The 24,232-nt window shown below is 63.4% G+C and carries 22 protein-coding genes and 1 pseudogene; 12 read left to right on the plus strand and 11 right to left on the minus strand.

Annotated features, from left to right (window positions below; genetic code table 11):
- Positions 1 to 213: 213 nt before the first annotated feature.
- The 3 genes from VSR82_RS23315 to VSR82_RS23325 form a co-directional block, all read right to left on the minus strand.
- Positions 214 to 408 (minus strand): hypothetical protein, encoded by a 195-nt coding sequence (locus VSR82_RS23315; protein ID WP_368581375.1) that lies wholly within the window; start codon positions 406 to 408, stop codon positions 214 to 216.
- Positions 409 to 476: 68 nt separating this feature from the next.
- Complete coding sequence (locus VSR82_RS23320; RefSeq protein WP_368581374.1) at positions 477 to 1,109, minus strand: response regulator; 633 nt, start codon at positions 1,107 to 1,109, stop codon at positions 477 to 479.
- 92 nt (positions 1,110 to 1,201) lie between these two features.
- Positions 1,202 to 1,675, minus strand: a complete 474-nt coding sequence (locus VSR82_RS23325; RefSeq protein WP_498858099.1) for a hypothetical protein — start codon at positions 1,673 to 1,675, stop codon at positions 1,202 to 1,204.
- Between the two features lie 140 nt (positions 1,676 to 1,815).
- On the opposite strand from VSR82_RS23325, the gene VSR82_RS23330 reads away from it, so the two are divergent.
- Positions 1,816 to 2,586, plus strand: a complete 771-nt coding sequence (locus tag VSR82_RS23330; protein WP_429463263.1) for a DUF3047 domain-containing protein — start codon at positions 1,816 to 1,818, stop codon at positions 2,584 to 2,586.
- Positions 2,587 to 2,778: 192 nt separating this feature from the next.
- Entirely contained in the window at positions 2,779 to 5,103 is a 2,325-nt protein-coding gene (locus VSR82_RS23335; RefSeq protein WP_410850922.1) for a hybrid sensor histidine kinase/response regulator, read from the plus strand.
- Between the two features lie 135 nt (positions 5,104 to 5,238).
- Here VSR82_RS23335 and VSR82_RS23340 read toward each other — a convergent pair.
- Positions 5,239 to 5,778: pseudogene (locus VSR82_RS23340) on the minus strand (DUF2252 family protein); the annotation flags it as partial.
- 40 nt (positions 5,779 to 5,818) lie between these two features.
- Positions 5,819 to 6,208, minus strand: a complete 390-nt coding sequence (locus tag VSR82_RS23345; RefSeq protein WP_368581372.1) for an NUDIX hydrolase — start codon at positions 6,206 to 6,208, stop codon at positions 5,819 to 5,821.
- A 307-nt stretch (positions 6,209 to 6,515) separates the two neighbouring features.
- On the opposite strand from VSR82_RS23345, the gene VSR82_RS23350 reads away from it, so the two are divergent.
- Entirely contained in the window at positions 6,516 to 8,162 is a 1,647-nt protein-coding gene (locus VSR82_RS23350) for an alpha/beta-hydrolase family protein (RefSeq protein WP_429463261.1), read from the plus strand.
- Between the two features lie 31 nt (positions 8,163 to 8,193).
- Here VSR82_RS23350 and VSR82_RS23355 read toward each other — a convergent pair whose 3' ends face one another.
- The gene (locus tag VSR82_RS23355; protein ID WP_368581370.1) at positions 8,194 to 8,922 is read right to left on the minus strand and encodes a FadR/GntR family transcriptional regulator; all 729 of its coding nucleotides are present in this window, start codon (positions 8,920 to 8,922) and stop codon (positions 8,194 to 8,196) included.
- Positions 8,923 to 9,336: 414 nt separating this feature from the next.
- Between VSR82_RS23355 and VSR82_RS23360 the strand changes: the two genes are divergently transcribed.
- Genes VSR82_RS23360 through VSR82_RS23375 form a run of 4 tightly spaced genes read left to right on the plus strand, consistent with a single transcriptional unit; the run spans position 9,337 to position 14,010 of the window.
- On the plus strand, positions 9,337 to 10,464 hold the full coding sequence (locus tag VSR82_RS23360) for a sugar ABC transporter substrate-binding protein (RefSeq protein WP_368581369.1): 1,128 nt from the start codon (positions 9,337 to 9,339) through the stop codon (positions 10,462 to 10,464).
- A 35-nt stretch (positions 10,465 to 10,499) separates the two neighbouring features.
- On the plus strand, positions 10,500 to 12,050 hold the full coding sequence (locus tag VSR82_RS23365) for a sugar ABC transporter ATP-binding protein (protein WP_410850888.1): 1,551 nt from the start codon (positions 10,500 to 10,502) through the stop codon (positions 12,048 to 12,050).
- Positions 12,047 to 13,027 (plus strand): ABC transporter permease, encoded by a 981-nt coding sequence (locus VSR82_RS23370; protein ID WP_429463258.1) that lies wholly within the window; start codon positions 12,047 to 12,049, stop codon positions 13,025 to 13,027. Before VSR82_RS23365 ends, VSR82_RS23370 begins: the two co-directional genes overlap by 4 nt.
- Positions 13,024 to 14,010 carry an ABC transporter permease gene (locus VSR82_RS23375; protein WP_368581366.1) on the plus strand — a complete coding sequence of 329 codons (987 nt, stop codon included), beginning with the start codon at positions 13,024 to 13,026 and terminating at the stop codon, positions 14,008 to 14,010. The genes VSR82_RS23370 and VSR82_RS23375 overlap by 4 nt, the downstream gene beginning before the upstream one ends.
- A 19-nt stretch (positions 14,011 to 14,029) precedes the next feature.
- Here VSR82_RS23375 and VSR82_RS23380 read toward each other — a convergent pair whose 3' ends face one another.
- Positions 14,030 to 14,254: a hypothetical protein gene (locus VSR82_RS23380; RefSeq protein ID WP_176111200.1), complete on the minus strand. Its 225-nt coding sequence runs from the start codon at positions 14,252 to 14,254 to the stop codon at positions 14,030 to 14,032.
- Positions 14,255 to 14,560: 306 nt separating this feature from the next.
- Here VSR82_RS23380 and VSR82_RS23385 point away from each other — a divergent pair, with 306 nt between their 5' ends.
- Complete coding sequence (locus VSR82_RS23385) at positions 14,561 to 15,895, plus strand: NRAMP family divalent metal transporter (RefSeq protein WP_429463255.1); 1,335 nt, start codon at positions 14,561 to 14,563, stop codon at positions 15,893 to 15,895.
- A gap of 7 nt (positions 15,896 to 15,902) precedes the next feature.
- Here VSR82_RS23385 and argE read toward each other — a convergent pair whose 3' ends face one another.
- The 4 genes from argE to VSR82_RS23405 are packed head-to-tail and all read right to left on the minus strand — an operon-like array spanning position 15,903 to position 19,536.
- Complete coding sequence (argE, locus tag VSR82_RS23390) at positions 15,903 to 17,066, minus strand: acetylornithine deacetylase (RefSeq protein ID WP_429463253.1); 1,164 nt, start codon at positions 17,064 to 17,066, stop codon at positions 15,903 to 15,905.
- The gene (locus tag VSR82_RS23395) at positions 17,059 to 17,736 is read right to left on the minus strand and encodes a DUF1028 domain-containing protein (protein ID WP_368581363.1); all 678 of its coding nucleotides are present in this window, start codon (positions 17,734 to 17,736) and stop codon (positions 17,059 to 17,061) included. The genes argE and VSR82_RS23395 overlap by 8 nt, the downstream gene beginning before the upstream one ends.
- 10 nt (positions 17,737 to 17,746) lie before the next feature.
- Positions 17,747 to 18,178, minus strand: coding sequence for a RidA family protein (locus VSR82_RS23400; protein WP_410850894.1), 432 nt, complete (start codon positions 18,176 to 18,178; stop codon positions 17,747 to 17,749).
- Positions 18,178 to 19,536, minus strand: a complete 1,359-nt coding sequence (locus VSR82_RS23405; RefSeq protein ID WP_498858100.1) for a flavin-containing monooxygenase — start codon at positions 19,534 to 19,536, stop codon at positions 18,178 to 18,180. Before VSR82_RS23405 ends, VSR82_RS23400 begins: the two co-directional genes overlap by 1 nt.
- Positions 19,537 to 19,705: 169 nt before the next feature.
- Here VSR82_RS23405 and VSR82_RS23410 point away from each other — a divergent pair, with 169 nt between their 5' ends.
- From VSR82_RS23410 to VSR82_RS23425, 4 genes are all read left to right on the plus strand, one after another.
- Positions 19,706 to 20,629 carry a LysR family transcriptional regulator gene (locus tag VSR82_RS23410; RefSeq protein ID WP_368581360.1) on the plus strand — a complete coding sequence of 308 codons (924 nt, stop codon included), beginning with the start codon at positions 19,706 to 19,708 and terminating at the stop codon, positions 20,627 to 20,629.
- A gap of 125 nt (positions 20,630 to 20,754) precedes the next feature.
- Positions 20,755 to 21,906 (plus strand): SRPBCC family protein, encoded by a 1,152-nt coding sequence (locus VSR82_RS23415; protein ID WP_498858101.1) that lies wholly within the window; start codon positions 20,755 to 20,757, stop codon positions 21,904 to 21,906.
- 43 nt (positions 21,907 to 21,949) lie between these two features.
- On the plus strand, positions 21,950 to 23,155 hold the full coding sequence (locus tag VSR82_RS23420; RefSeq protein WP_410850897.1) for an ABC transporter ATP-binding protein: 1,206 nt from the start codon (positions 21,950 to 21,952) through the stop codon (positions 23,153 to 23,155).
- A 2-nt stretch (positions 23,156 to 23,157) separates the two neighbouring features.
- Complete coding sequence (locus VSR82_RS23425) at positions 23,158 to 24,213, plus strand: ABC transporter substrate-binding protein (RefSeq protein ID WP_368581357.1); 1,056 nt, start codon at positions 23,158 to 23,160, stop codon at positions 24,211 to 24,213.
- Positions 24,214 to 24,232 lie beyond the last annotated feature (19 nt).

A 24,232-nucleotide genomic window follows, 5' to 3' on the forward strand; every position in this document is an offset into this window, starting at 1 on the left:
CATTCTAACTTTGTTAAGTCGAATTCCAATTTTCGAGAGCCAGGGAGTTTCCCCGATATGTGGGAAATGCGCGCTTATGATGAGCGGGCGAGACGTGCGCGAGGCAACCGCAATGGCGAGCGCCGGGCGACCGGGCGGGTGCCAGGTACTTGCGCCTGGCACCGTGCTTCGAGAGGGAGTTTGCGGTCGATGAACCGCCAGGAGCGGCGAGACTTAATGCACGGTTCCGAAGAACAGCTGCGCAGCCTCCTCCGGCGTCAACCCCGCGGCGAAATAGGCCTCGAGGCGTGTGGCCTTTGCATCGTCGAGCAGAAACGGCGGCCGTACGAGGCCCACTGCGACGGCATGGTCATACCATCGGCTTATCCACGCTCGCAATTCGATTTCACGCGCCGATAGCACTTCCATGCGATGTTCTCCCATCAGGTGTACCCGCGCGACGGGTTCGTTCGAAAGCAATGGTCCAGCTTCATCGACTACTCGCTGATCAAGCCGTGCCTGATCGCGTAACGGATCACCTCCGCGTTGTTCGAAAGACCCAGCTTTTGCATTAGCCGCATCTTGTGCGTGCTGATCGTCTTGGCGCTGAGCGAGCACGCTTGCGCGATGTCATTGATGCTCCGGCCGCTGGCGAGCAGCTGCAGCACCTGAAACTCCCGATCCGTCAGGACTTCGTGCGGCGGCACGTCTCCCGCGTGCTTTTCAAAGACCATCGCGTCGACCAGTTTCGGGTCGATGAAACGTCCGCCGTCGGCGAGCTTACGGATTGCCGCCAGCAATACCTCCGGATCGCTGTCCTTGGTCACGTAACCGGTCGCGCCTGCCCTCAGCGCGCGCGACGCCACCTGCGCCTCGTTGTGAATGCTGAGCACGAGAAGCGGCAACCCGGGCCGGTCCGAGCGCACGCGTCGGATCAGATCGACGCCGCTGATGCCGGGCATCGTCATGTCGAGCAACAGCAGATCGATGTCACAGCTGCGAAGTTTGTCGATCACCTCGGAGCCGTGGCCAGCCTCCTCCACCACGATCATGTCGGCGGTAGTTGCGATGATCTGCTTGAGGCCGCCGCGCACGATCGCGTGATCGTCGGCGATGAGGATCTTGATCATGTCCCGAATCCGAACTCGTGCGTGAGGCGCCCGATTGGTGAAGCCTTGCTCCGTTCATCTCGCAGGATTCGCGGCGGGCAAGTTCCGCCCGGCTAGGTGACCAGCGAAAGCGTCACCGGGATTTCTGCCCGATCGATCAATTCGTCGAGACGGTCGACGAGCTGATCGAGCGCCACGAACGTGCCGGCATCGAAACCTTCCGCATGATCGCGGCGCAGTTCCTTCAACGTCTGCTGCAAACGTCGTATCGCGACAGGACGAGTGTCGCGCAACGGCCAGCAAAACAGCAGGTATGTCAGCGGTGTCAGGCTGCGCGCCTCGCACCACGTTTCGAACAGGCGCTGGCAGATTCTGTCGATCTCTTGCAAGCGCCTGCGTCGGTCCAGAAAATCCGCAATCATTTTGCACATCGCCTTTCGATCTTCGCAAGCCCCACCGATGATGGATGAACGGGCGATTGCATGCAGTCGTCGGCGGCTGCAAATGACTACGGCAAAGCCTGATCCGGAGGTCAGGAAATCCTGAAGCCCGCAACTGCGGGGTCGGCCGTGCGCCTGCTGTTGCACGAGCCGGCGACGGTCGGGAAGGATTTTCAGACGCTCCGGCGCCGCTTGGGCCCGACCCGCCGCGGACGTACGCGGCCGCTGAAATGTCGCCCGCGCAGCCTATTACAATGGTTGCTATCCAAAAGACGAATGCGACCGCCATGCACCTTCCTTCGAGCCGCCGAGCGCAAAAACGAACCGCACTGCCAGCCTGGATCGCCGCATGTGTCGCGCTCGTGCTGTTGCCGCTCCCCGTTCTTGCCCAGGACGAAAAACCCGGTATCGCCTTTTCCACGAGCGAGCCCGGCGCATCGCTGCCCGCCGGCTGGAAGAACCTGCCGGTGGTGCGAGGCAAGCCCATCACGCAATACACGCTGGTTCACGACGACCACACCACGGTGCTGCAGGCGGACGCGAACCGCTCCGCTTCTGCGTTGATGCACGAAGGGAATATCGACCTCGCGCGCACACCCGTCGTGGCATGGCGCTGGAAAGCAGAGGGGCCGACCGAGGGCGCCGATAACCGCGTCGCGTCGAAGGAAGACGCGCCAGCGCGGCTGATGTTCATGTTCGACGGCGACAAGAGCAAGCTGTCGATGTTCGACCGGGCGAAGATGGGGCTGGCCAAACAGCTGAGCGGCGAAGATCTGCCCTATGCGACGTTGATGTACGTCTGGTCGACCAACGCCGCGCCGGGCACCGTCATTGCGAACCCTCGCACGAACCGCGTACAGATGATCGTGGTTTCCGGTCAGCCCGGCGATGCGGGTCAATGGCAAAGTCTGCGTCGCAATATCGTGCAAGACTACGAGCGGGTCTTTCACGAACCGCCAGGGAGAATAACCGGCTACGGGCTGCTGACCGATACCGACAATACCGCTACCACGACGCGCGCCTGGTACGGCGATGTCCAGTTCCTTCCCGCGCCTTGAAACCCGGTGCCGTCGAACTGATCGAACCCGCCAGCACGACGCGGCTGGCCCGGTTCTTGAACCGATTTCCCGATCCTGCCCAGCTGTGGCATAACACGTGCTACGAGATCATATTCCCCAGGATCGCATAGCATGAATCAATCGAAACCCGGCGACTACCGAGCAACAGACGGCGCGCAAGGCGAGCCATCCATGCCTGAGGACTGGGCGCAGCGATGGATCGACTCGGTCATCGACTACGCGGTCATCGGACTTTCGCCGGAAGGCATCATCCGTACCTGGAATGTCGGCGGCGAGAAAATTCATGGCTTTCTGGCTGACGAAGTCATCGGGCAGCGTTTCGACATTTTCCACACGCAGGACGATCGCGACAAAGGCAGCGCCGCTGCGTTGCTCGATATCGCCCGAAGCACCGGCCGCTCCGAGTCCGAAGGCTGGCGCATCCGCAAGGACGGGTCACGCTTCTGGGCCAATGTCGTGATCACCGCTCTGATCGACGACACGGGGCGTGTGCTCGGCTTCGGCAAGATCGTGCGCGACATGACGGACAAGAAGACCGCGCACGATGCCGTCGTCGAGAGCGAACGGCGCTTTCGCATGCTCGTGAACGGAGTGACGGACTACGCGATCTTCATGCTTTCTCCCGCCGGCATCGTCACGAACTGGAACGCCGGCGCGCGCCGGATCCACGGGTACAGCGCCGACGAAATCATCGGCTCGCACATGTCGCGCTTCTACACGCCCGAGGATGCCGCGGCCGGCCTGCCGCAACGGGGACTGTCGATCGCAGCCAGCGAGGGACGGTTCGAAGCCGAAGGGTGGCGGGTGCGCAAGGACGGCCGGCGCTTCTGGGCGCACGTGGTGATCGATGCGATCCGCGACGAAGAGGGGACGCTGGCCGGCTTTGCGAAAATCACGCGCGACATCACCGAGCGTATGGAAGCCAGCCGGATGCTGGAGGACACGCGCAAGGCGCTGTTCCAGTCGCAAAAGATGGAAGCAGTCGGCAAACTGACGGGCGGCGTTGCTCACGATTTCAACAACGTGCTGCAAATCCTGCGCGGCAATCTGGAATTGCTCGACAGCCGGCATTACCGCGATGAATGGACTCGCGAGCGCGTGGCAAAAGCGATAACGGCGGTCGAGCGCGGCTCGAAACTCGCGTCGCAACTGCTCGCGTTCGGACGGCGGCAGCCGCTACAGCCGGTCGTTATCAACCTGGCCTCCGCTCTTCGCGGCATGGACGATCTGCTGCGCCGGGCTCTCGACGAGACGATCGACGTGGAAACGGTCGTCGCCGGCGGCTTGTGGAACACGCTCGTCGATATCCATCAGCTGGAAAACGTGATCCTCAATCTGGCGATCAACGCACGGGACGCGATGTCCGAGGGCGGCAAGCTGACGATGGAACTCTCCAATGCGATGCTGGACGACGAGTACGTCGCTTCTGTGCCGGACATCCAGGCCGGCCAGTACGTGCTGCTGGCCGTCACCGACACCGGCACAGGCATGCCGCCCGACGTGGTGGATCGCGCTTTCGATCCTTTCTTTACGACCAAACCGGAGGGCAGAGGAACGGGTCTCGGGCTCAGCATGGCCTACGGCTTCGTCAAGCAGAGCGGCGGCCATATCAAGATTTACAGCGAGGTCGGGCACGGCACGACGGTCAAACTGTATCTGCCCCGCTCGACCCGACCGGCAGTCGAACTGCCGCCACGCGTCACGCCGGCGCCCAAGGGAGGATCGGAAACGATCCTCGTCGTGGAAGACGACAGGAACGTGCAGTCGACCGCCCTCGACACGCTCTCGGACCTCGGTTACCGGGTCCTGAAAGCCGACGCCGCGGAGGAAGCGCTCGCCGTATTGCGCAGCGGCGTCCACATCGATCTGGTTTTCTCCGATGTCGTGATGCCGGGTCCGCTTCGCAGCACGGACATGGTCGCGCAAGCTCTGCGGCTGCTGCCGCATCTGAAGGTCCTTTTCACGTCGGGGTATACGCAGAACGCGATCGTCCATGGCGGCAGGCTGGACCCGGGCGTCGACCTGCTCAGCAAGCCGTACAGCCGCGAGCAGCTTGCGCATAAGATCCGCCAGGTGCTCGATGCCGGCGACCCGGTACGCAGTAAGACTTCGCGCGATGCGGCGCTCGGCGGCCCTCTCACCCCATTGCGTATCCTGCTGGTCGACGACGACGTGAATCTGGCTCAAGCGACCAACGAACTGATCGGCCTGCTCGGGCATTCGGGGAAATTCACGACGTCGCCGCATGAGGCGCTCGAGTGGCTGGCAAAAGAACCCTTCGACGTGCTGATCACGGACCTGCGCATGCCGGATATCGACGGTATCGAACTGGCGAAGCAGGCGACCGCGCGAGCGCCTTCACTGCATGTGGTGTTTTCGTCGGGATACGCAAACCCGCAATTGCCAGCGATGCAATTTCGCTGGACCGCATTGAGCAAACCGTTCACCATCGACGAACTCGCAAGGGTGCTGGCCGGCGTTCGTAAGCGGCAATGACGTGCACCTGCGCTCACCGGCGCGTCGGCGGGAGCCTTCCTCTATCTGACCTGTTCGCCCCGCCGGTCAATAGCGTAACGCCGGCAGTGCTCCAGATATTCCGCTTTGTTTGCGACGGTCAATTCAACCATGCTGCGTTTGCCGGTCCAGCTTGCGCCACGACCGGTGTAGCGCCCTCTTCATCGCGACCTGCACGACCGCCGGCCGTTGCGCCCGCTTCGTCTCGTTGCTGCGGGTGTCGTCGAAGGCCTGCTGGTAGCCGTCGATGAGCGCTTCCGCCATGCAACTGGTGATGACGCCCGGCAAGTCCGCGCTGCGCGCGGCGGTCGCGAGCGACAGTCCCAGCCTGAGCAGGTCGTGCACAGGATTGCCGATCACGCATTGATCCAGATCCCTGATCTGGACTGCCACGTGACCCGCTGCATCCGCGACCGGGCCGAGATTCCCGAGATGACAGTCGCCACAGATCCACACGGGCGGACCATCGGGCAACGCGCCGGGAGCCTGGCTGTCGAGCCACGCATAAAAGCGCCTGGCGCCTCCGCGTACGTAGTCGTACGCCGATCGAGCCATTTTGTGCCGGCGAAGCTCCGCCAGAAGAGGCGCCCGTTGGTCAGGAGCCGGCAATTTCTTCGAGGACGCCTTTTTCACAGTGCACCTCGCTACAACGGCCATCTGCCACAACCGCGTAGCTAAAACCGTGCCGCACCTGTCTTCAGCGGGCCGCGCGCCGATAGCCGCGATCATCGAGCCGAACGAACAGACCGACGATTTCCCGGGTGGGTATGCTGGCCGACAAGGTCGCGATCTTGATCGGAGTAAACCATCGGCATTGGACGATCTCATTGCCGGGCTCAGGTGATATGTCGCGCGCGAACTCGGCCAGGAAAACATGATGCCGCTTGTTCAGCCCGCCAAACTGGAACAGATACGTCAGGTGGACCTCGACGACGTTCGTTTCTTCCTCCAGTTCGCGTCGAGCTGCGTCCAGCGGGGTTTCGAGCCGCTTTATCGTGCCGCCGGGCAGCGACCAGCGCGAGCGCGAGCGAGCGACCAGGAGCAGTTTGCTGTCGCGTGCGCATAGGATTGTGGATCGATCTTTCATTTCCAGGTCGCGGGCATTCAGTCGTGGGAGCCGATCGCAGCACGACGAGCAAGCAGCGTGCGCGCTGACCTAATAAGTCACTGGCAGGCCGCGAGTTGTTCGACCCGGAGAAAGCTAAATACAATGCGATGCATGGCCCGAAGCACCGTCCCAATCAAGCCGGCTCGTGTCTTCGACTCCTTTGCGGATGATCGCGAGGACGAAGTGCGAGTTGCGCCAATCTGAGCGAGCACGCATGCGGAACTCCCACGAGCCGATAGCCGCCGGGCCCCGAGGCGCACTTCGGACGCCGACGCTCAGCGGCTCGTTGCTCGCGCTCGTGTTCTGGTGGCAGTCACTGACGCCAACGCTGATTCCGCGGTCGTGGGTAACGCAAACCGTCGTCGGCGCGTTTTGTCTGGCCATCGGCTACGGGGTAGGCACTTTGGCTGGCTGCGGGGTGAATCGGCTGCTGGAGCGATGGGGGCGCGTGCCCGGCATCGGGATCCGCCGGCGCATAGGGATCGTTCTCGCGGCGGCGTGGCTCATTGCACTATTCGTTGGCGCGAAGCTATGGCTCGGCTGGCAGAACGAGCAACGTAGTTTCATGGGGATGACAAGCATCGGCTGGTTGGATGGCGTGCTGATGAGCGTGGTGTCGCCGTTGGCGGCGGTGCTGCTGGTGGTCATCGGGCGAGTGGCGGCCCGTGGTGTCGCGGCAGTCAACCGGGTGATCCAGGGTCACGTGCCGTCGATCGTCTCCGTGCCGGCAACCGCGCTGCTCATCATCGTGATTGGCGTGGCGCTCGGTCGCGCAGTGGCTTTTCCCGCCCTCGCCACGGGCTCCGATCTCGTCCACGAGCCGAAGAACGAGAACACGACCGAGGGAACCCTGTCCCCCACGTCGCCCACGGTGTCCGGCAGCAGCATGTCGTTGGTCGCATGGGACAGCTTGGGACGCATGGGGCGCGACTTCGTCGCAACGGCGACAAGCAGGCAGGAGCTGGCGAAGTTCCACGGAGCGGATGCGAGGCTGGTAGATCCGGTGAGGGTCTACGTGGGGGTGCGTTCCGCGGATTCGCTCGAGCAGCGTGCGCGGATTGCGGTCCGCGAGCTCGAGCGCGCGGGCGGGTTCGACCGCAAAGTACTGGTCGTATGGATACCCACCGGCACGGGCTGGATCGTGCCCAAAGCCGCCGCCTCGCTGGAGCAACTGCACGGTGGCGACACGGCGATCGTGGCGATTCAATACTCCTTCCTGCCTAGCCGCTACGCGATCTTCGTGGACGCTGGGCTCGCGGACGTGGCGGGTATCACGCTCTTCAACGCCGTTCGCGCCCGCTGGTCGACGCTCCCACCGCAAAAGCGGCCGAAGCTCATTCTGTTCGGCAAGAGCCTCGGCGCCGCGGGAGTGGAAGCGCCTTTCGTGGGAGCGGACGCATCCGCGTCGGTGGCCAATATGGTGGCCGCGACCGATGGCGTGCTGATCGCCGGCGCCAAACAAAGCAATCTCATCCATGCGCAACTCACTCGCGAGCGCGATCGCGGGTCGCCCTTCTGGCAGCCGGTCTTCAATGGGGGGCGTGTCGTACGGTTCCTGAATCGCGATCCGCATCAGGTGGCATTGAATGCCGACTGGTCGGCTCCGCGAATCGTGTACCTTCAGCATCCGGCCGATCCGGCTGTCTTCTGGAGCGTCAGAGCGTTCTGGTGGCCGCCGGAATGGATGGCTCCGCCTCGCGGCTTCGACATGCCTCGCGCGATGCATTGGTTTCCGATCGTCTCAGGCGTGCAGGCGGTGGGCGACATGATTCACCAGCTCGCCGTGCCGCCGGGTTTTGGTCACAACTACTCTTCGGAGGATTACGTCAACGGTTGGGCCAGCGTGATGCCGCCCGACGGCTGGACGAAGGCCGACACCGAACGACTGGCGCGGTTCCTCGACAACGTCGCTGGCGACGAAACAGAACCGTGACCAGGCAGAAGGTGAACAGACTGGAGCGATGCTAACGCCACGCCTGGGTGAATTCGCCGATGACCCGCGTCAGATGCGCCTGCATCGCCGTGCGCGCAGCGGTCGCGTCTCGCGCCATGATCGCCGAGAAGATGCGCTGATGCTCGTCCTGCGACGCCGCCCGCAATGCGGGAGTATGGAAGTGCTCCTCGATCTTTTTCCACAACGGGTCCGCGCGCGAGTTGTCCCACATCGCAGTCACCACGAGCCGGAGCATTTCGTTTCCCGTCGCCCGCGCAATCGCCAGATGGAAATCACGGTCGGCGGCCTCGTTCGCCGACTTGTCGTGCATGTTTTCGCGCATCGCGCGCAACGCGGCGAACAGCCGGTCCAGGTCTGAATCCTTGCGTTCGGTAGCGGCCAACGCTGCGATCCCGCTTTCGATCACCACCCGCGCGCGCAGCGTCTCGATCGGCCCTAGCCCGCGCGGCAGTTTGAACATGGCGGAGCGCGGGTCCGGCGCGTCTGCCACATAGATGCCGGAGCCGACACGAACCTCGACCACGCCCTGCACTTCCAGCGCGATGATCGCCTCCCTCACTTGTGTGCGGCTCACGCCAAAGCGTTCGGCCAGCGTGCGCTCGGAAGGCAGGCGCGCACGCGGCCCGACGTCGTCGGCGGCGATCAGATCGTAGATCTGTTTCGCGAGCCCGACATAGGAACGGTCGGTCGCGTCCTCATCGGCACCGCGGCCGTTCGGCGTGTGTGAAAGCTCGTCCATTCAGGATTTCCGAAAGCTTCGAAGCGGCCAAAGGATCGGTTCGAGTTCGACAAAATGGTACACCAATTGACGGATAAGCCCGCCACGGGCCCGGCGCCACCCTTCCTGGGCATCGGACCGAGTCAGCAGGGGTTTCAGACCGTTCGGCTTCGCCGCAACGCCGTGGTAAACCACTATCGCGCGCGGATTGGTATGCCAGTACTGTCAGACGTGACTGATTTCGGACGGCCCTTCGTTTTGCTTCGGAGGCGACGCCTTTGAATACGTCGTTCCGCTGCTTCGGCGAGTCCGAATTCAGCCCCGCCGCAGCACATCCCGCAAGATTCCCTGCTTCACGCACAGAATTCGGCGGCGATTCATGACCGCCATGTTCGCCGGCAATCGGCAAGTTCAATCCAACAAAAAGGAGACGACATGCTTTCAGGAATCCAGGTGCTACGAGCGGCGGCGACCGCGGCATTCACGCTGTGCGCAAGCGCGGCTTTCGCGCAGGCAACGATCGTTTCCGGGCCGTCCAGCGATCCCACATGCATGGTCCCGTGGAAGAGCGACACGAAGTACATCAAGTATCCGAAGAAGAATGGGCCCTATCGGATCGCACTCGTGAACGGCTATATCGCGAACACGTGGCGTATCCAGATGATCAAGACGGCCAAAGCCTATGCGGCACAGCCGGCCGTCGCCGCGAAGCTCAAGGAGTTCAAGGTCGTCTCGACCGGCGAGGACGTGCCGGCGCAGATCTCGGCCGTCAACAACTTCATCGATGCCGGCTACGACGCGATCATCGTCGACGCGCAGAATCCCACCTCGTTCGGCCCCGCGATCCGCCGCGCGAAGAACGCCGGCGTCGTGCTGATCGCGTTCGACAACATCCTCGACAGCGAAGACGCGATCAACGTCAACGTCGACCAGTACGGGCTCGGCGTGCTGTGGGCGAAGTGGCTCGCGAACCACCTGTCGAACGGCGGCAAGGTGCTCGAGGTTCGCGGAGTGGCGGGCACGTCGGTCGACACGGACCGGCACAATGGTTTCATGAAAACCTTGGACGACACCGGCAAGAAGTGGAACGTCGTGCAGGTCTACGGCAAGTGGGACGACGGGGTCGCGCAAAAGGCCGCCGCCGACGCGATCGCCGTGCAGGGTCATTTCGATGGAATCTCGGCGCAAGGCGGCGACACGGGCGTCGTGCGCGCGATGATCGATGCGAAGCATCCGTTCGTGCCCTTCGGCGGCGAGACGGAAAACGGCTTTCGCAAGTTCTGCGCGCAGTACGGGGGCCAGGGCCTGAAGTGCACGTCGGCCGGCACCGGTCCAGCGCAGGTCGCAGTAGCGATCAAGACGGCGCTCGCCGCGCTCGACGGTCAGACGATCCCGGTCTCGATCAAGCTGCCGCTCGACGTCACCGACGATTCGAAGCTGAAGTCGGGCGTCAACTATTTCCCGAACGACTCCGACAACTTTTTCGTCGGCAACTCGTTTCCGACTTGCGGCATCAATTTCTCCGCGCAGGAGATCATGAAGCAGAGCCAGGGCAACCAGTGATCGGATGATGGCCGGAATGTGACGGGAGACGAAGCATGCCGCAGGATGCAGCGCAGCCGTTCTTTCAGATGTCTGGCGTGTCGAAAAGCTACGGCGGCGCGGTCGCGCTGGATCACGCCGAGCTCGCGGTGAAGAGGGGCCGCATTCACGCGATCCTCGGCGAGAACGGCGCGGGCAAGTCTACGTTGCTGAAGGTGATGTCCGGCGTCGTGCAGCCCGACGAGGGCACGATGCACTACGATGGCAGGCAGGTCTCGTTCGCATCCCCGGCCGAGGCGAACGCGGCCGGCATCGTCTGCGTTTATCAGGAGCTGTCGCTGATCCCCGACTTGAGCGTAGCCGACAACATCTTCGCTTCGAACCCGCCGCGACGTTTCGGCATGATCGACCGCCGGGCCCAGCGCCGCCAGGCGGAGGAGGCGCTCGCCCGAGCGGGCGCCGCCGACATCAATCCGCTTGCGAAAGTCCGGGACCTGCCGCTGTCGCGCCAGCAGATGGTCGAGCTTGCCAAGGGTCTGGCGCACGAGCCTCGCATCCTGATCCTCGACGAAGCTACATCGGCGCTGACCGCGGCCGACGTCGCGCGCGTGATCGAGGTGCTCAAGCGCCTGCGCGACGAAGGGCTTGCGCTGCTATTCATCTCGCACCGGATGCACGAGGTGAAGGCGCTCGCGGACGAATGCACGGTCTACCGCAACGGCCGTCATGTAATGAGCTTCGAGGCCGGCACGCGCACCGACAACGAAGTCGTCGAAATGATGATCGGCCGCAAGTACCAGCATGTGTTTCCGGCCAAACCCGCCAACGGCCGCGCAGCCGCCCCGGTTCTCGCGTGTCGTGATCTCGCGTGGAACGACACGCTGCAAGGCATCAGCTTTTCGTTGAAGCCCGGTGAAATCCTCGGCCTGGGCGGCCTCGACGGACAAGGCCAGCGCGAACTGCTGCTCGCGCTGTTCGGCGTGTTGCGCGGTTGCGCGGGCACGATCGAGGTCGACGGCAAAGCGGTGTCGATCGGCAGCCCGAGGGCCGCGCGCGCCAACGGAATCGGCATGGCGCTGATCCCCGAGGACCGCAAGACCGAAGGCCTGATGCTGCCGATGTCGGTACGCGAGAACCTGTCGTTTGCCGCGCTCGATCGCATGTCCAGCGGCGGCGTAATCGATCGCGACCGCCAGCAGTCGCTGGTCGAGCGGATGATGGAGCTGCTCGCGATCAAGTCGTTCAGCGTCGATGCGCCGGTGGGCTCGCTGTCGGGCGGCAACCAGCAGAAGGTGGTCATCGCGAAGTGGCTGATCCGGCAGCCGCGAATACTGCTGCTCAGCGACCCGACGCGCGGTATCGACGTCGGCACCAAGCAGGAGCTCTATCAGCTGCTCAGGCGCCTCGCCGACGAGGGCGCGGCGATCGTGTTCTATTCGACCGACTACGACGAGCTGATCGGCTGCTGCGACCGCGTGCTGGTGCTGTACGAAGGCCGGATCAAGAAGGAACTCGTCGGCTCGGCGATCACCGAGCAGAACCTGATCGCCAGCGCACTGGACCTGCCCGTCGGACAGGTTTCGCCTTCCACGGGAGTCGCGCTATGAGCGGGCTGCGCTACTGGTATGCGGAGAATCGCGGGGCGGTGTTCGCGTTCGGCCTGTTCGTGCTGATGTTCGCGATCTATCTGTTCAACTATCCGTCCGCATTGTCGGCCAACGTGTTTCAGACCGCGGCGAATAAGGCGGTGCTGCTCGCGCTCGTCTCGATGGGACAAGCGCTCGTCGTGCTGACGGCCGGCATCGACCTGTCGATCGGCATGACGCTGGTGCTGACGAATTGCATCGGCTCGTGGATCGTCACCGGCGACGCGCTGCACAGCGCGCTCGGCATCGTCGGCGTGCTCGCGGCGGGCGCGCTGTGCGGCGCGCTGAACGCCGTGATCATCATTTTCGGCCGGCTGCAGCCGATCGTGACGACGATCGCGACGAGCGCGGTCTACTACGGCCTCGCGCTGCTGCTGCGCCCCGTGCCCGGCGGCTCGATCAACGAGAACCTCGCCGACGCACTGACCGGCAAGGTCGCCGGCGTGCTGCCGGCGAGCCTGCTGATTCTGCTCGCCGCCACCCTGCTCGTCTGGGTTCCTTTCAAACGCTCGGCAATCGGGCGCGCGGCGTACGCGACCGGTTCGTCCGAACCGGCCGCGTTTCTGTCCGCCATGCCGATCCGCCGCGCCAAGTTCGCGAGCTATACGCTGGCCGGCCTGCTCGCCGCGATCGGCGGCCTGTTTCTGACGTTCTTCACCGACACCGGCGAAGCGAGCCTCGGCAGCGCCAATTCGTACACGCTGTTTTCGATCGCGGCGGTGGTGATAGGCGGCGTGTCGCTGCTCGGCGGCAAGGGCAGCGCGATCGGCGCGATCTTCGGCGCATTCGCGTTTCGCTCGATCGGCGACCTGCTGTTCGTATTCAACGTCGATGCGCTGTGGCAGCCGCTATTTCAGGGTGTGATTCTTCTGCTCGCTGTCGCGATCGGCGCATGCGGGCTGTTCAGGGTACGCAACCGTCTGGAGTGGTTTCAATGAGCCACGTCTCGACAACCGGCCGCAGCACCTTCGTGTCGAAGCTCACGCGCAGAATCGACAAACCGATCGTGATCGCGTTCGCGTGCATCGTCGCGCTGCTGCTCGTCGGCGGGATGTTTTCGCGCAGCTTCACGTCGCCTGAGTACATCCTGCTGCAACTGAAGGTCGGCGCGTTCCTCGGCATCATCGCGACCGGCCTGATGATGGTGATCCTGCTCGGCCACATCGACCTGTCGCTGCCATGGACGATCACCGTCGGCGCAATGATGGCGTGCGCGGTAGCGGGACACGGCGAACTCGGACAGATCCTCGCGATTCCGGTGGGGATCGGTTGCGGCGTGCTGATCGGCGTCGTCAACGGCATCCTCGTTGCGCTGCTGCGCATTCCGTCGATGATCGCCACGCTCGCGACCAATGCGGTCGCGCAGGGCATCATGATCGTCTATACGGGCGGATCGTCGCCGCAGGATTCCGCGCCACAGGTGATGCGATGGCTCGCGGCAGGCTGGCTGGTACCGGGCGTGCCGAATGCGGTTGCGCTGTGGGTGGTGATCGGCGGCGTCACGGTGTTCCTGCTGTCGCGGACGACCTTCGGCCGCACGCTGTACGCGATCGGCAATACCGAGCGCGCCGCGTATCTGTCCGGCATCAATACGCGGCTCGTGACCGTGGCCGCATTTGCGGTGTGCAGCGGGTTCGCGGCGTTCGGCGGCGTCTTGCTCGCCGGCTATGCATCGAAGGCAGCGCAGTCGATGGGCGATGCCTACCTGCTGCCGGCGATCGCGGCGGTCGTGCTCGGCGGCACGTCGATTCTGGGTGGCCGAGGTTCATACCTCGGCACGGTAGCGGGCGCGATTCTGATCACGCTGCTGCAGTCGATCCTTTCGGTCGCGCAGATGCCGGAGGCTGGACGTCAGATCATCTACGGCGTGGTGATAGCGGCGATGCTTCTGCTGTATGGACGCAGCAAGCGGGAAACGTAGCCCACGGCCACGCTCGCGCTCATCCATGCGCATCCACCCACGCGCGCGCCCAATCGAGGCCTGCATGGTGGGCTTCTTCCTCGCTATCGAATAGTCCGAGAATGCCCGACGCTTCGACCAGCTTTCCGCCCCGGGTGATGGTTCCGCTCGCCGCATAGCGCTCCGGTTGCAGGATGCCCTCGCCTTCCTGCTGAAGGATGGCATGCCCCCACAACGTGTAGCCGTCGTAGTCGCTGGTTTCCATTAGCGCACGACCCCTGAGGTTGCGGCGCGAGTGGGCATGCGATGCGCACTCTCTTCGAGTGTCATTAACGGCGGAATCTCCGACAAGTCCGGTTTTACCGTCGGCATGGTCTGCTGCATGTGGCGCGCGGTAGCAATAGTCATAGAAATGACGACGCAAAAAATATAGCACCGGTTAGCGCTTCAGTGGTGGCGACCATCGGGGCTTCGCGCATGGGGTGGTAGTCGGCGTCGCCAACGGTTCGATTCGACGAAGGAACGTTTCGTGCGGGCGCTACAGCATCCCCGGTTTCGGACGATCAGCCGCATGGACTCTCCCCCCGACAGACGCACCGCGTCCCGCGCCGCACAAGGTAGTGCGCCCGCTTCATCGTCGCAGCCTGCCCGCTCGTGGGCCGCCGATCTCGGACCGGGGCTGGCAAGCCTCGGTTGCGATAACGACCCCAGCGGCATCGCCACCTACTCACTCGCGGGCGCGTGGTACGGCTACGACATGCTGTGGACCTGCATACTGTCGTATCCGTCGATGGTTGCGCTGCAACTGGTCTCGGCGCGCGTCGCCGCCGTCACCGGACATGGCCTGACGGCGAACATGCGCACCCACTATTCGCCGGTGTTCTTCTATTTCGCTGTGGCGCGCTTCGTGATTGCGAACACGCTGAACATCGCCGTCAATGTGATGGCGATGGCCGCAGTTTTCCAACGCTTCACGCATGGGCCGCTCTGGTTGCTCGCGCTCGCATGCGGTTGCACGTCGATTGCACTGCAGTGGTTCATTCCGTATGCGCGCTATGCGCAGGTGCTCAAATGGTTGATGCTGCCGATGTTCGCGTACGTCGGCGTGCTGCTGATAGTCGATGTGCCGTGGCACACGGTCGTGCTGCGCTCTCTGGTGCCACACGTCGAGTGGAAAGAAGAGTTCGTGACCATGCTGATGGCCGTGCTCGGTACGACGATGAGTCCGTATCTGCTTTTTTCGCAGGCCGAGCAGGAAGCCCAGGAAGAACATCGGCAGCACCAACAGCACACCGCGCGGGGCGATCGACGTTCGTCGCAGCAGCTTCGCCGATTGCGTAACCAGACCTTGATGCGCACCGCGTTATCGAGCGTGGCCGCATCGTGCATGATGATTGCGGCTGCGGCGACGCTGCATGGTGCACAGACGCAGCCCGGCGAGCCCACGGAGCTTTCGCGAGCGCTCGAACCGCTGCTGAAGGGCTATGCCGGCCCCCTGCTCGGGCTTGCGCTGGTCGGCTCGGCGCTGCTCGCACTACCGCCGCTTGCCGGCTCGGCTGCGCAAGCGGTCGCGAGTTCGTTCGACTGGCCCCACGGCAAACAGCGTGATCGGCGCATTGCCGTTTTGCTCATCGCGCTCGCGGGGCTCGGGACGCTGCTTGGTCTCGCGCTCGGCCTGTGGCGCGTCGATCCTGTCAAGGCGCTGTACTGGAGCGCCGTCGTCAACGGTATGACGATTACGCCCGTGCTGGTGCTTCTCGTGCTGCTGAGTGCGAAACGCGAAGCGGTCGGCGAACTCGTCGCGCATTGGTCTTTACGCGCGCTGTGCTGGCTCGCGACCCTGACCACCGGCGTGGTCGTGGTCGCGCATTTCGTGCTCGAAGCGGTAGAGCGTGTGTCGCGATGAGCCCGGGCTACTTCACGCTTCGTAGATGTTCAGCGAGGCGCGCGAACATCGCGTCGCACCGGTTCAGTTGTTCGACCGTGATGAACTCATCCGGCTTGTGGCCCTGATCCATGCTGCCGGGTCCACAGACCACGGTCGCAATGCCCGCCTGCGTGAACAGTCCGCCTTCCGTACCAAAGGCGACCGTTTCGTATTGTTTCGATCCGCTCAACAGCGCGAGCAGGCGTGCCACGTCGCTATCGGGCGAAGTCGCGAGTCCAGGATACGCATTCAGCATTTGCACGCGGACATCGGTATCGGGCTGCACCGCGCGCATCTTCGGCAGCAGTTCGCTTGCCACGTAGGTTTGCAGTTGGTCCACCACCCTGTTGGGATCGAAGCCCGGCACGCCCCGCACTTCGAAATCGAACTCGCATTCGGCGGGCACGATATTCAGCGCGCGTCCGCCCTTGATGACACCGGTCTGCACCGTCGAGAACGGCGGATCGAAACGCGCGTCATGGTGTTCCGGCTGCGCGAGTTCGTCGCCAATCTGCTCGAGCCGGTTGATCAGCCGCGCCGCGTATTGAATCGCGTTGACGCCCTGCGGCGCGTACGCGGAATGACATGCCGCGCCCTTCACGTGGCAGCGCATCGCGAGCTTGCTCTTGTGGCCGAGCACCAGTTTCAATTCGGTCGGCTCACCAATCAGACACATGCGCGGCCTATGCGCGCGCTTTTCGAGTTCGGCCAGCATCGGCCGCACGCCGAGACAGCCCACTTCCTCATCGTATGAAAACGCGAGATGCACCGGCACTTCGAGCTTCAGCCTCAGGAATGCGGGCACTGCCGCCAGCACGCACGCGATGTAGCCTTTCATATCCGCCGTGCCGCGTCCGTACAGACGCCCGTCTTTCTCGGTGAGACGAAACGGGTCCACGGTCCATGCCTGACCGTCGACGGGCACCACATCGGTATGCCCGGAGAGCACGATGCCACCACGGTCTCGCGGCCCGATGGTGGCGAACAGATTTGCCTTGGTGCGATCGTCGTTATGGAACAGCTCGCTTTCCACACCTAGATCCGCGAGGTATTGCTGGACGAAGCCGATCAGCTCCAGATTGGAGTCGCGGCTGACGGTCGCAAAACCGATCAGCCGTTCGAGCAGCGCACGGCTCGACAGCTCACTCATCGCCGGGCACTCCGTAGCTCGGCGCCGCGGTCGGATTCAACGCACGCGCGATGTAGTCCCGCATCTGCGGCCGATACGCTTGCCATAGCGCGTCGAGTTTTCCGATCGGATCGTCATCCGCCCAATCGACACGCAGATCGACGACCGGCCAGACGTGTGTATCGACGATCTTCAGAGCCGCCGAATGCACGGGTCCGGCTTCTCCGCCTGCTTCGACGGCAGCATGCATCGCGTGCAGCAGACGATCGGCGAGCGCGCCTTGTGCGCTCTCGAACGCTTTCACCATCGCGTCGATCACCGGCTTGCCGGCGAGCAGATTACCCGCTGCCACACACTGATTTCCCGCGACCGCGTGATGCACGCCGAGGGCTTCCTTGCCGGTGAACAGCGCGGTTCGACCTTCGCTGTCGACCACCGTCACCTGCCGGTACTCGCTCCATTCGCTCGCGCCCAGCGCCCGTTCGAGCGCCGCATCCGGCGCGATACGCTCGCTTTCGAGCAGATCGAGAATCTGCGGGCCGAGCGCGGGCAGCGTCACGTTCTGCGTCGCCACCGCACCGACGCCCGCGCGCACCCACGGACACCGCGCACCCACCGCAATGCTCGACGAACTGATCGCGATACCGAGCTGGCCCGTCTTCTCACAACGTCCGACGATCGAGAATGTCATGGGAATCCTTTTAAGCCTGCGTCGGCGTCCAGTTGTCCGGAATCACGGCGATCACGTCGATTTCCATCAGCCACTGCGGCTGGCCGAGCGCGCTGACGCAAAGCCCCGTCGAAATCGGATACACGCCCTTCAGCCACTTGCCGACTTCCTGATACACCGGCTCGCGATAACGAGGATCGGTGATGTAGGTCGTCGTCTTGACGATATGCGACAGGTCGCTGCCCGCTTCCTCCAGAAGCTGCTTGACGTTCTTCATCGCCTGCTCGGCCTGCGCGCGCGGATCGCCGAGACCGATCAGGTTGCCGTCGAAATCCGTACCGACCTGGCCGCGCACGTAGACCGTATTGCCCGCGCGAACCGCCTGGCAAAGATCGTTATCGAGCGACTGGTTCGGGTACGTGTCCTTCGTATTGAACATACGGATGCGGGTATGGGTAGGCATCAGTTCACTCCCACTTCTTTGGTCTTCGGCTCGTGCGATGCGTCACACGCGGTATCGGGTGCAGTCGCGGCATGCGCGCCGCGCGCGTCCTGCTGACGCTGCGACGCGTCGCGATAGGCGAGGTATTTGCGCTGCGTGACGATGTGATCGGCGATGTGCCTGGCGTCGTGCCAGACGCCCCAGATAAACGACGACGCGCGCCGCGACAACCACGGCAAGCCGAGGAAATACACGCCAGGCTCCTTCGATACGCCGCGTTGATGCTGCGGCTTGCCCTTATCGTCGAACGCGTTCACGTGCAGCCAGCTGAAATCGACCGCATAGCCGGTGGCCCAGATGATCGTGCTAACCCCCGCGTTCCTCAGATCCAGTTCCGGCAGCGGATGCGTCACGCACTCCGGGTCCGGTGGAATCAGCCGTGCGTCGGGGTCTTCCGGAAGGTCGACGCCGTTGCGCTCGATGTAGGCGTCGGCGGTGTCGAGCAGCGACATCAGGTATTCGTCGCCACGCTTCAGATTGACGGCGAGGTCGGGTTCGAAGGTCACAACGCGATTCGCGAACGATTTCGTGGTGCCGACGAGCGTCATGCCGCGCTGCGCGAGCCTGCGAAAATCGATGGTCTGGCCGCCGTATGCGCCGCTGACGGCGATCGTCACATGCTCGCGTCCCGGCACCGCAACTTCCTTGTCCCATTCGCCGAGCACACCCAGCCACCAGCAGAAATCGCGGCCGCGATAGGCGCGCGGCGGACGGTCATGCGCGCCGACGGACAGATAAACCTTGCGGCCCGCGCGTTGCAGTTCGTCGGCGATCTGCACGCCGGACGACCCCGCGCCCACCATGAGCACCGCGCCCTCGGGCAGTTGCTCAGGGTTCCGATAGTGGGCCGAATGAAGCTGCGTGAGTTCGAGGTCCTGCGGCGCGATGGGGGGAATGACGGGACGCTGGAACGGCCCGGTCGCAACGACGACGCGACGAGCTTCGATCGTGCCGTCGGACGTTGCGACCGCAAATCCTGCCCGGCCCTTCAGACGCTCGACGCTCGTGACTTCGACGCCGGTGCGGATCGGCGCATTGAACATGCGCGCATAGGCTTCGAAGTACTCGGCGACCTGATCCTTGCCGGCGAAGCCATCGGGATCGAGTCCTTCGAACTCCATATTAGGGAAGCGGTCGTGCCAGGCGGGACCATTCGCGACCAACGAGTCCCAGCGGCAGGTGCGCCAGCGTTCCGCGATGCGGTCGCGCTCCAGCACGAGATGGGGCACGCCGAGTTTGCTCAGATGTTCGCTCATCGCCACGCCAGCCTGACCCGCGCCTATGACCAGCGTGTCGATCGACAATTTTTCAGCCGCCATGGCCTTCTCCTTCTGAAATACGCTCTGGATTCGGGTCTCTCGGTCGGACAGAATGTACGCCGCGCGGCGGCCAACAAAAACTATATTTTAAAAATGCTCTGCATCGTTTTTCGCTATGCAATCGAAAATTGTCGAGCGACAATCGGTTCGACCGAACACGGAGCAATTGATGGACGGCACCTCGATCCGCTACTCGTTGCGTCAGCTCAGGTATTTTGTCGTCACGGCCGAAACGCTTTCGTTCACCGCCGCGGCAAAGCGGCTGCACATCTCGCAGCCGTCTATCTCGACGTCGCTCGCGGATCTGGAGGAATCGTTCGGCGTCCAGCTGTTCATCCGCCATCACGCGAGCGGGTTGTCGCTCACGCAACCGGGCCGCGATCTGCTCGGCCACGCTCGCAATCTGCTTCAGAACGCCGAAGAATTACAGCTGACCGCAACCGAAATCGACGGCGGCATGTCGGGCTCCATTTCGCTCGGCTGCATGGTGTCGCTGGCGCCGCCGCTGATGCCCGGCATCATCAGCCGCTTCGTGCAGGATTATTCGGCGATCACCTTCCGTACCACGGAAGCGCATCAGGACACGCTTTTGAGCGGCCTGCACGACGGCTCGCTCGATATCGCGCTGACCTACAGCCTCGATATCACCGATGGAATCGCGTTTACCCCGCTGCTTTCGCTGCCCCCGTATGTCATCCTGCCCAAAACACACAGGCTTGCACGGGCGCGCCAGGTGTCGCTGGCCGATCTGCTGCCCGAGCCCTATGTGATGCTGGATCTTCCGCATAGCCGCGAGTACTTCTCCGCGCTGTTCGACGCGGTCGGCAGCCGCCCTACCGCGGCGTTCCGCTCGTCACAGCCTGAAGTGGTGCGTGGCATGGTCGCCAACGGCTTGGGTTACAGCATACTCAACTTCCCGCTGAAGTCGACCCGGACTGTGGACGGCGAAGACTTCGTGATTAAACATTTCAGGGAGAGTGTCAATGCGACGACGCTTGGCATTGCGCTATCGGGCGCCGTCAAGCCGCGCGAGGTTGTGAAACGCTTTTCGGCATTCTGTGAAACGTATATCCGGCGACTGCGCATCAGCTAACAGGAGCCCGCAAGTGTCACTGCATAGCCATGTGCTATGCGCTGCATGCAAAAACAATATTTTACCTAGTAATTTGGATTGTTAGATTGGTGCTCATCGGATGCAAACACTGATGGGGGGCCCCTATGTCAGCCATTCTTCAGTCGACGGACACTGAGCTCGACATCGTTCACGCGCTGCGCGAGAACTGCGAGCGTCCGTTCGAGGATGCACACGCGATGCCGCCGGCCGTCTACACGTCGGAGGCGTTTCTCGCGCTCGAGCAGCGCGACGTGTTTCGCAACGAGTGGTTGTGCGTGGGCCGCGCGAGCGCGCTGGCAGAGACCGGCGACTATCTGACCGCGCAGATCGACGACCAGCCGCTGTTCGTGCTGCGCGATGCGAGCGGCGCGTTGCGCGCATTCTCTAATGTTTGCCTGCACCGGATGTCGGTCTTGCTCGAAGGGCGCGGCAACGTGCGCCGGATCGTCTGTCCGTATCACGCATGGAACTACACGCTCGATGGCTCGCTCGCGGGCGCGCCGTTGATGGATCAGCAACCGGGCTTCTGCAAAGACCAATACAGGCTGCCTGCCGTGCGCTGCGAGACGTGGCAAGGCTGGATTTACGTCACGCTCAACGCGCACGCGCCTTCGGTCGAATCGCATCTGTCCGAGCTGACGAAGCTGATCGCGCCGTACGGCATGGGCGACTACGTCGAGACCTTCCACGAGGAACACGTGTGGGACACCAACTGGAAGATCCTCGCGGAAAATTTCATGGAGAGCTACCACCTGCCGATGCTGCATCGCGCAACGGTCGGACCGCACTCGAAGCTCGAAGAAATGGAATGTCCGCCGGGTTTGCCTGCGTTCAACTATCACTGGATCACCAAGGAAGCATCGCTGCCGATCGGCAATGCGCATCCCGCCAACACGCGTTTGCAAGGGCACTGGCGCCGCACCACCGCGCTGCTGGCGATCTACCCGACCCACCTGATCACGCTGACGCCCGGCTACTTCTGGTATCTGATCCTGCAGCCGCGGGGCGTTGGCCGCGTGCATATCCGCTTCGGCGGCGGCCTCGCGCCGGAATTCGTCGACGATCCGCGCGCCGCCGATTACATGTCTACGCTCAAGACCCTGCTCGACGAAGTCAATGCCGAGGACCGGCGCGGCGTCGAGGCGGTGTTTCGCGGCGTGCACGCGCCACTCGCGAAGCCCGGTCATCTGAGCCCACTCGAACGGCCGAATTACGACTTCGCCCGCTATCTGGCGGGACGCGTGGGCGCGACGTGATCCGCCGCCCCACGTAGACCGCCAACACTCTGCCGAGATGCCCATGTCAAGCCAACCATTTATCTCGTTCGACGGCGTCAGCAAGTCATACGACGGCGTGCATAGCGTCGTCGAGGGACTCGATCTCGACGTCGGGCACGGTGAATTCGTTTCGCTGCTCGGTCCGTCCGGTTCCGGCAAGACCACGACACTGATGATGCTGGCGGGATTCGAATCGCCGACCCGCGGCGAAATCCGCCTCGCCGGCAAGCGCCTGGACGACAAGCCGCCGCATCGGCGCGATATCGGCATGGTGTTTCAGAACTATGCGCTGTTCCCGCACATGACGATTGCCGAGAACGTCGCGTTTCCGCTGTCCGTGCGCAAGGTCAGCCGCAGCGAACAGAAAACGCGCGTGACGCGCGTGCTCGACATGGTGGAGTTGTCGCATCTGGCGGGGCGGCGTCCGTCGCAACTCTCGGGTGGCCAGCAGCAGCGTGTCGCGCTGGCCCGCGCGCTGGTTTTCGAGCCGAGCGTGGTGCTGATGGACGAGCCGCTCGGCGCGCTCGACAAGCGCCTGCGCGAAACCATGCAATACGAAATCATGCGGCTGCATCGCGAACTGTCGCTGACGATCGTCTACGTGACCCACGACCAGAACGAAGCGCTGACGATGTCGAACCGCGTCGCCGTGTTTTCCGATGGACGCATCCAGCAGGCCGCCACGCCGACCGAACTCTACGAAAACGCGGCGAATGCATTCGTTGCCAATTTCGTCGGCGAGAACAACGGACTCACTGGCCGCGTCAATTCCGACGGCGGCGAATGGGCCGCGATGCAACTGGCCGACGGCAGCACGGTGCGCGGACGCCCAGGCGCCGGGCTCGCGTCAGGCGACGCGGCGGTGCTGGCGCTGCGACCCGAGCGCGCGCACATCGCCGCAACGCCCGAAGCCGTGCAGGAAGCGACCCGGCAGAACATGAACGTGGTGCACGCGCTGGTCGAGGAGCTCGTCTACTGCGGCGATCATCATCGCGTGCATCTGAAGCTCGGCCATGGCGAAAGCATGGTCGTCAAGGTGCCGAATACACAGCATCATGATCTGCCCGCACTCGGCCGCCAGACCGCCGTGACCTGGCGACGCGACGACTGCAAGGTGCTGCCCGCGATGGCGGCCGCGCCGAAATCCTCCGCCGCGTCCGGCGGCGCCGACTATTCCACTGTTGCCGTTCCCTCGTCCGCCTCGCCACTTATCGCAGGAGCCAACTAGAAATGAAGACCACGTTCTCGTCATTCCGGACCACCCTCGGGGCATGCGCGCTCGGGATGTTTGCCACAGCCACGGTTCACGCGGCCGATACGATTTCCGTCGTCACCTTCGGCGGTGCGTATGAAGCGGCCGCGAAAAAAGCATGGTTCGAACCGTTCACCGCGAAAACCGGCAACCAGTTCTCCACCGAGTCCTACGATGGCGGCCTCGCCAAGCTGCAGGCAATGGAGCAGTCGAAGAACCCGACCTGGGATCTGATCGACCTCGAAACCAACGACGCGATCACCGCCTGCGACGAAGGCCTGATCGCCAAGTTCGACAGGAAGGCCCTCGGCAACACCAGCGACTTCCTGCCGGGCTCGATCAGTGATTGCGCCGTCAGCGCGATGGTGTGGTCCACCGTCTATGCGTACGACAGCAGCAAGCTGAAAACCGCGCCGACCACCATCAACGATTTCTTCGACCTGAACAAGTACCCCGGCAAGCGCGGCATGCGCAAGTCGCCGAAGGTCGCGATGGAATGGGCGCTGATCGCCGATGGCGTGGCGCCCAAGGACGTCTACAAGACGCTCTCCACGCCTGCCGGCGTCGACCGCGCGTTCAAGAAGCTCGACACGATCAAGCCGAGCATCGTCTGGTGGGAAGCGGGTGCGCAGGCGCCGCAGCTGCTCGCCGACGGCGCGGTCGTGATGACGCAGGCGTACAACGGCCGTATCGACGACGCCGTGCACAAGGACAAGAAGCCGTTCAAGATCGTCTGGGATGCGCAGGTGTACGACTACGAATGGTGGGCGGTGGTCAACGGTGCGAAGCATGCCGACGCGGCGCAGAAGTTCATCATCGCGTCCTCGACGCCGCAAGCCTATGCGGATCTGTCGAAGTACATCGCGTACGCGCCGCCGCGCAAGGACGCCATTCCGCTGATCGACAAGGCGCGTCTGAACGATCTGCCGACGGCACCGGACAACTTCAAGCGTCCGCTGCAGATTAACGCGACGTTCTGGGCCGACAACGCGGATGCGATCAACAAGCGGTTCCAGAACTGGCTGACGCAGTAACGCCGGATCGAACGAACGT

The organism is Burkholderia sp. JPY481, from assembly GCF_038900515.1.
GTDB classification, from domain to species: Bacteria; Pseudomonadota; Gammaproteobacteria; order Burkholderiales; family Burkholderiaceae; genus Paraburkholderia; species Paraburkholderia youngii.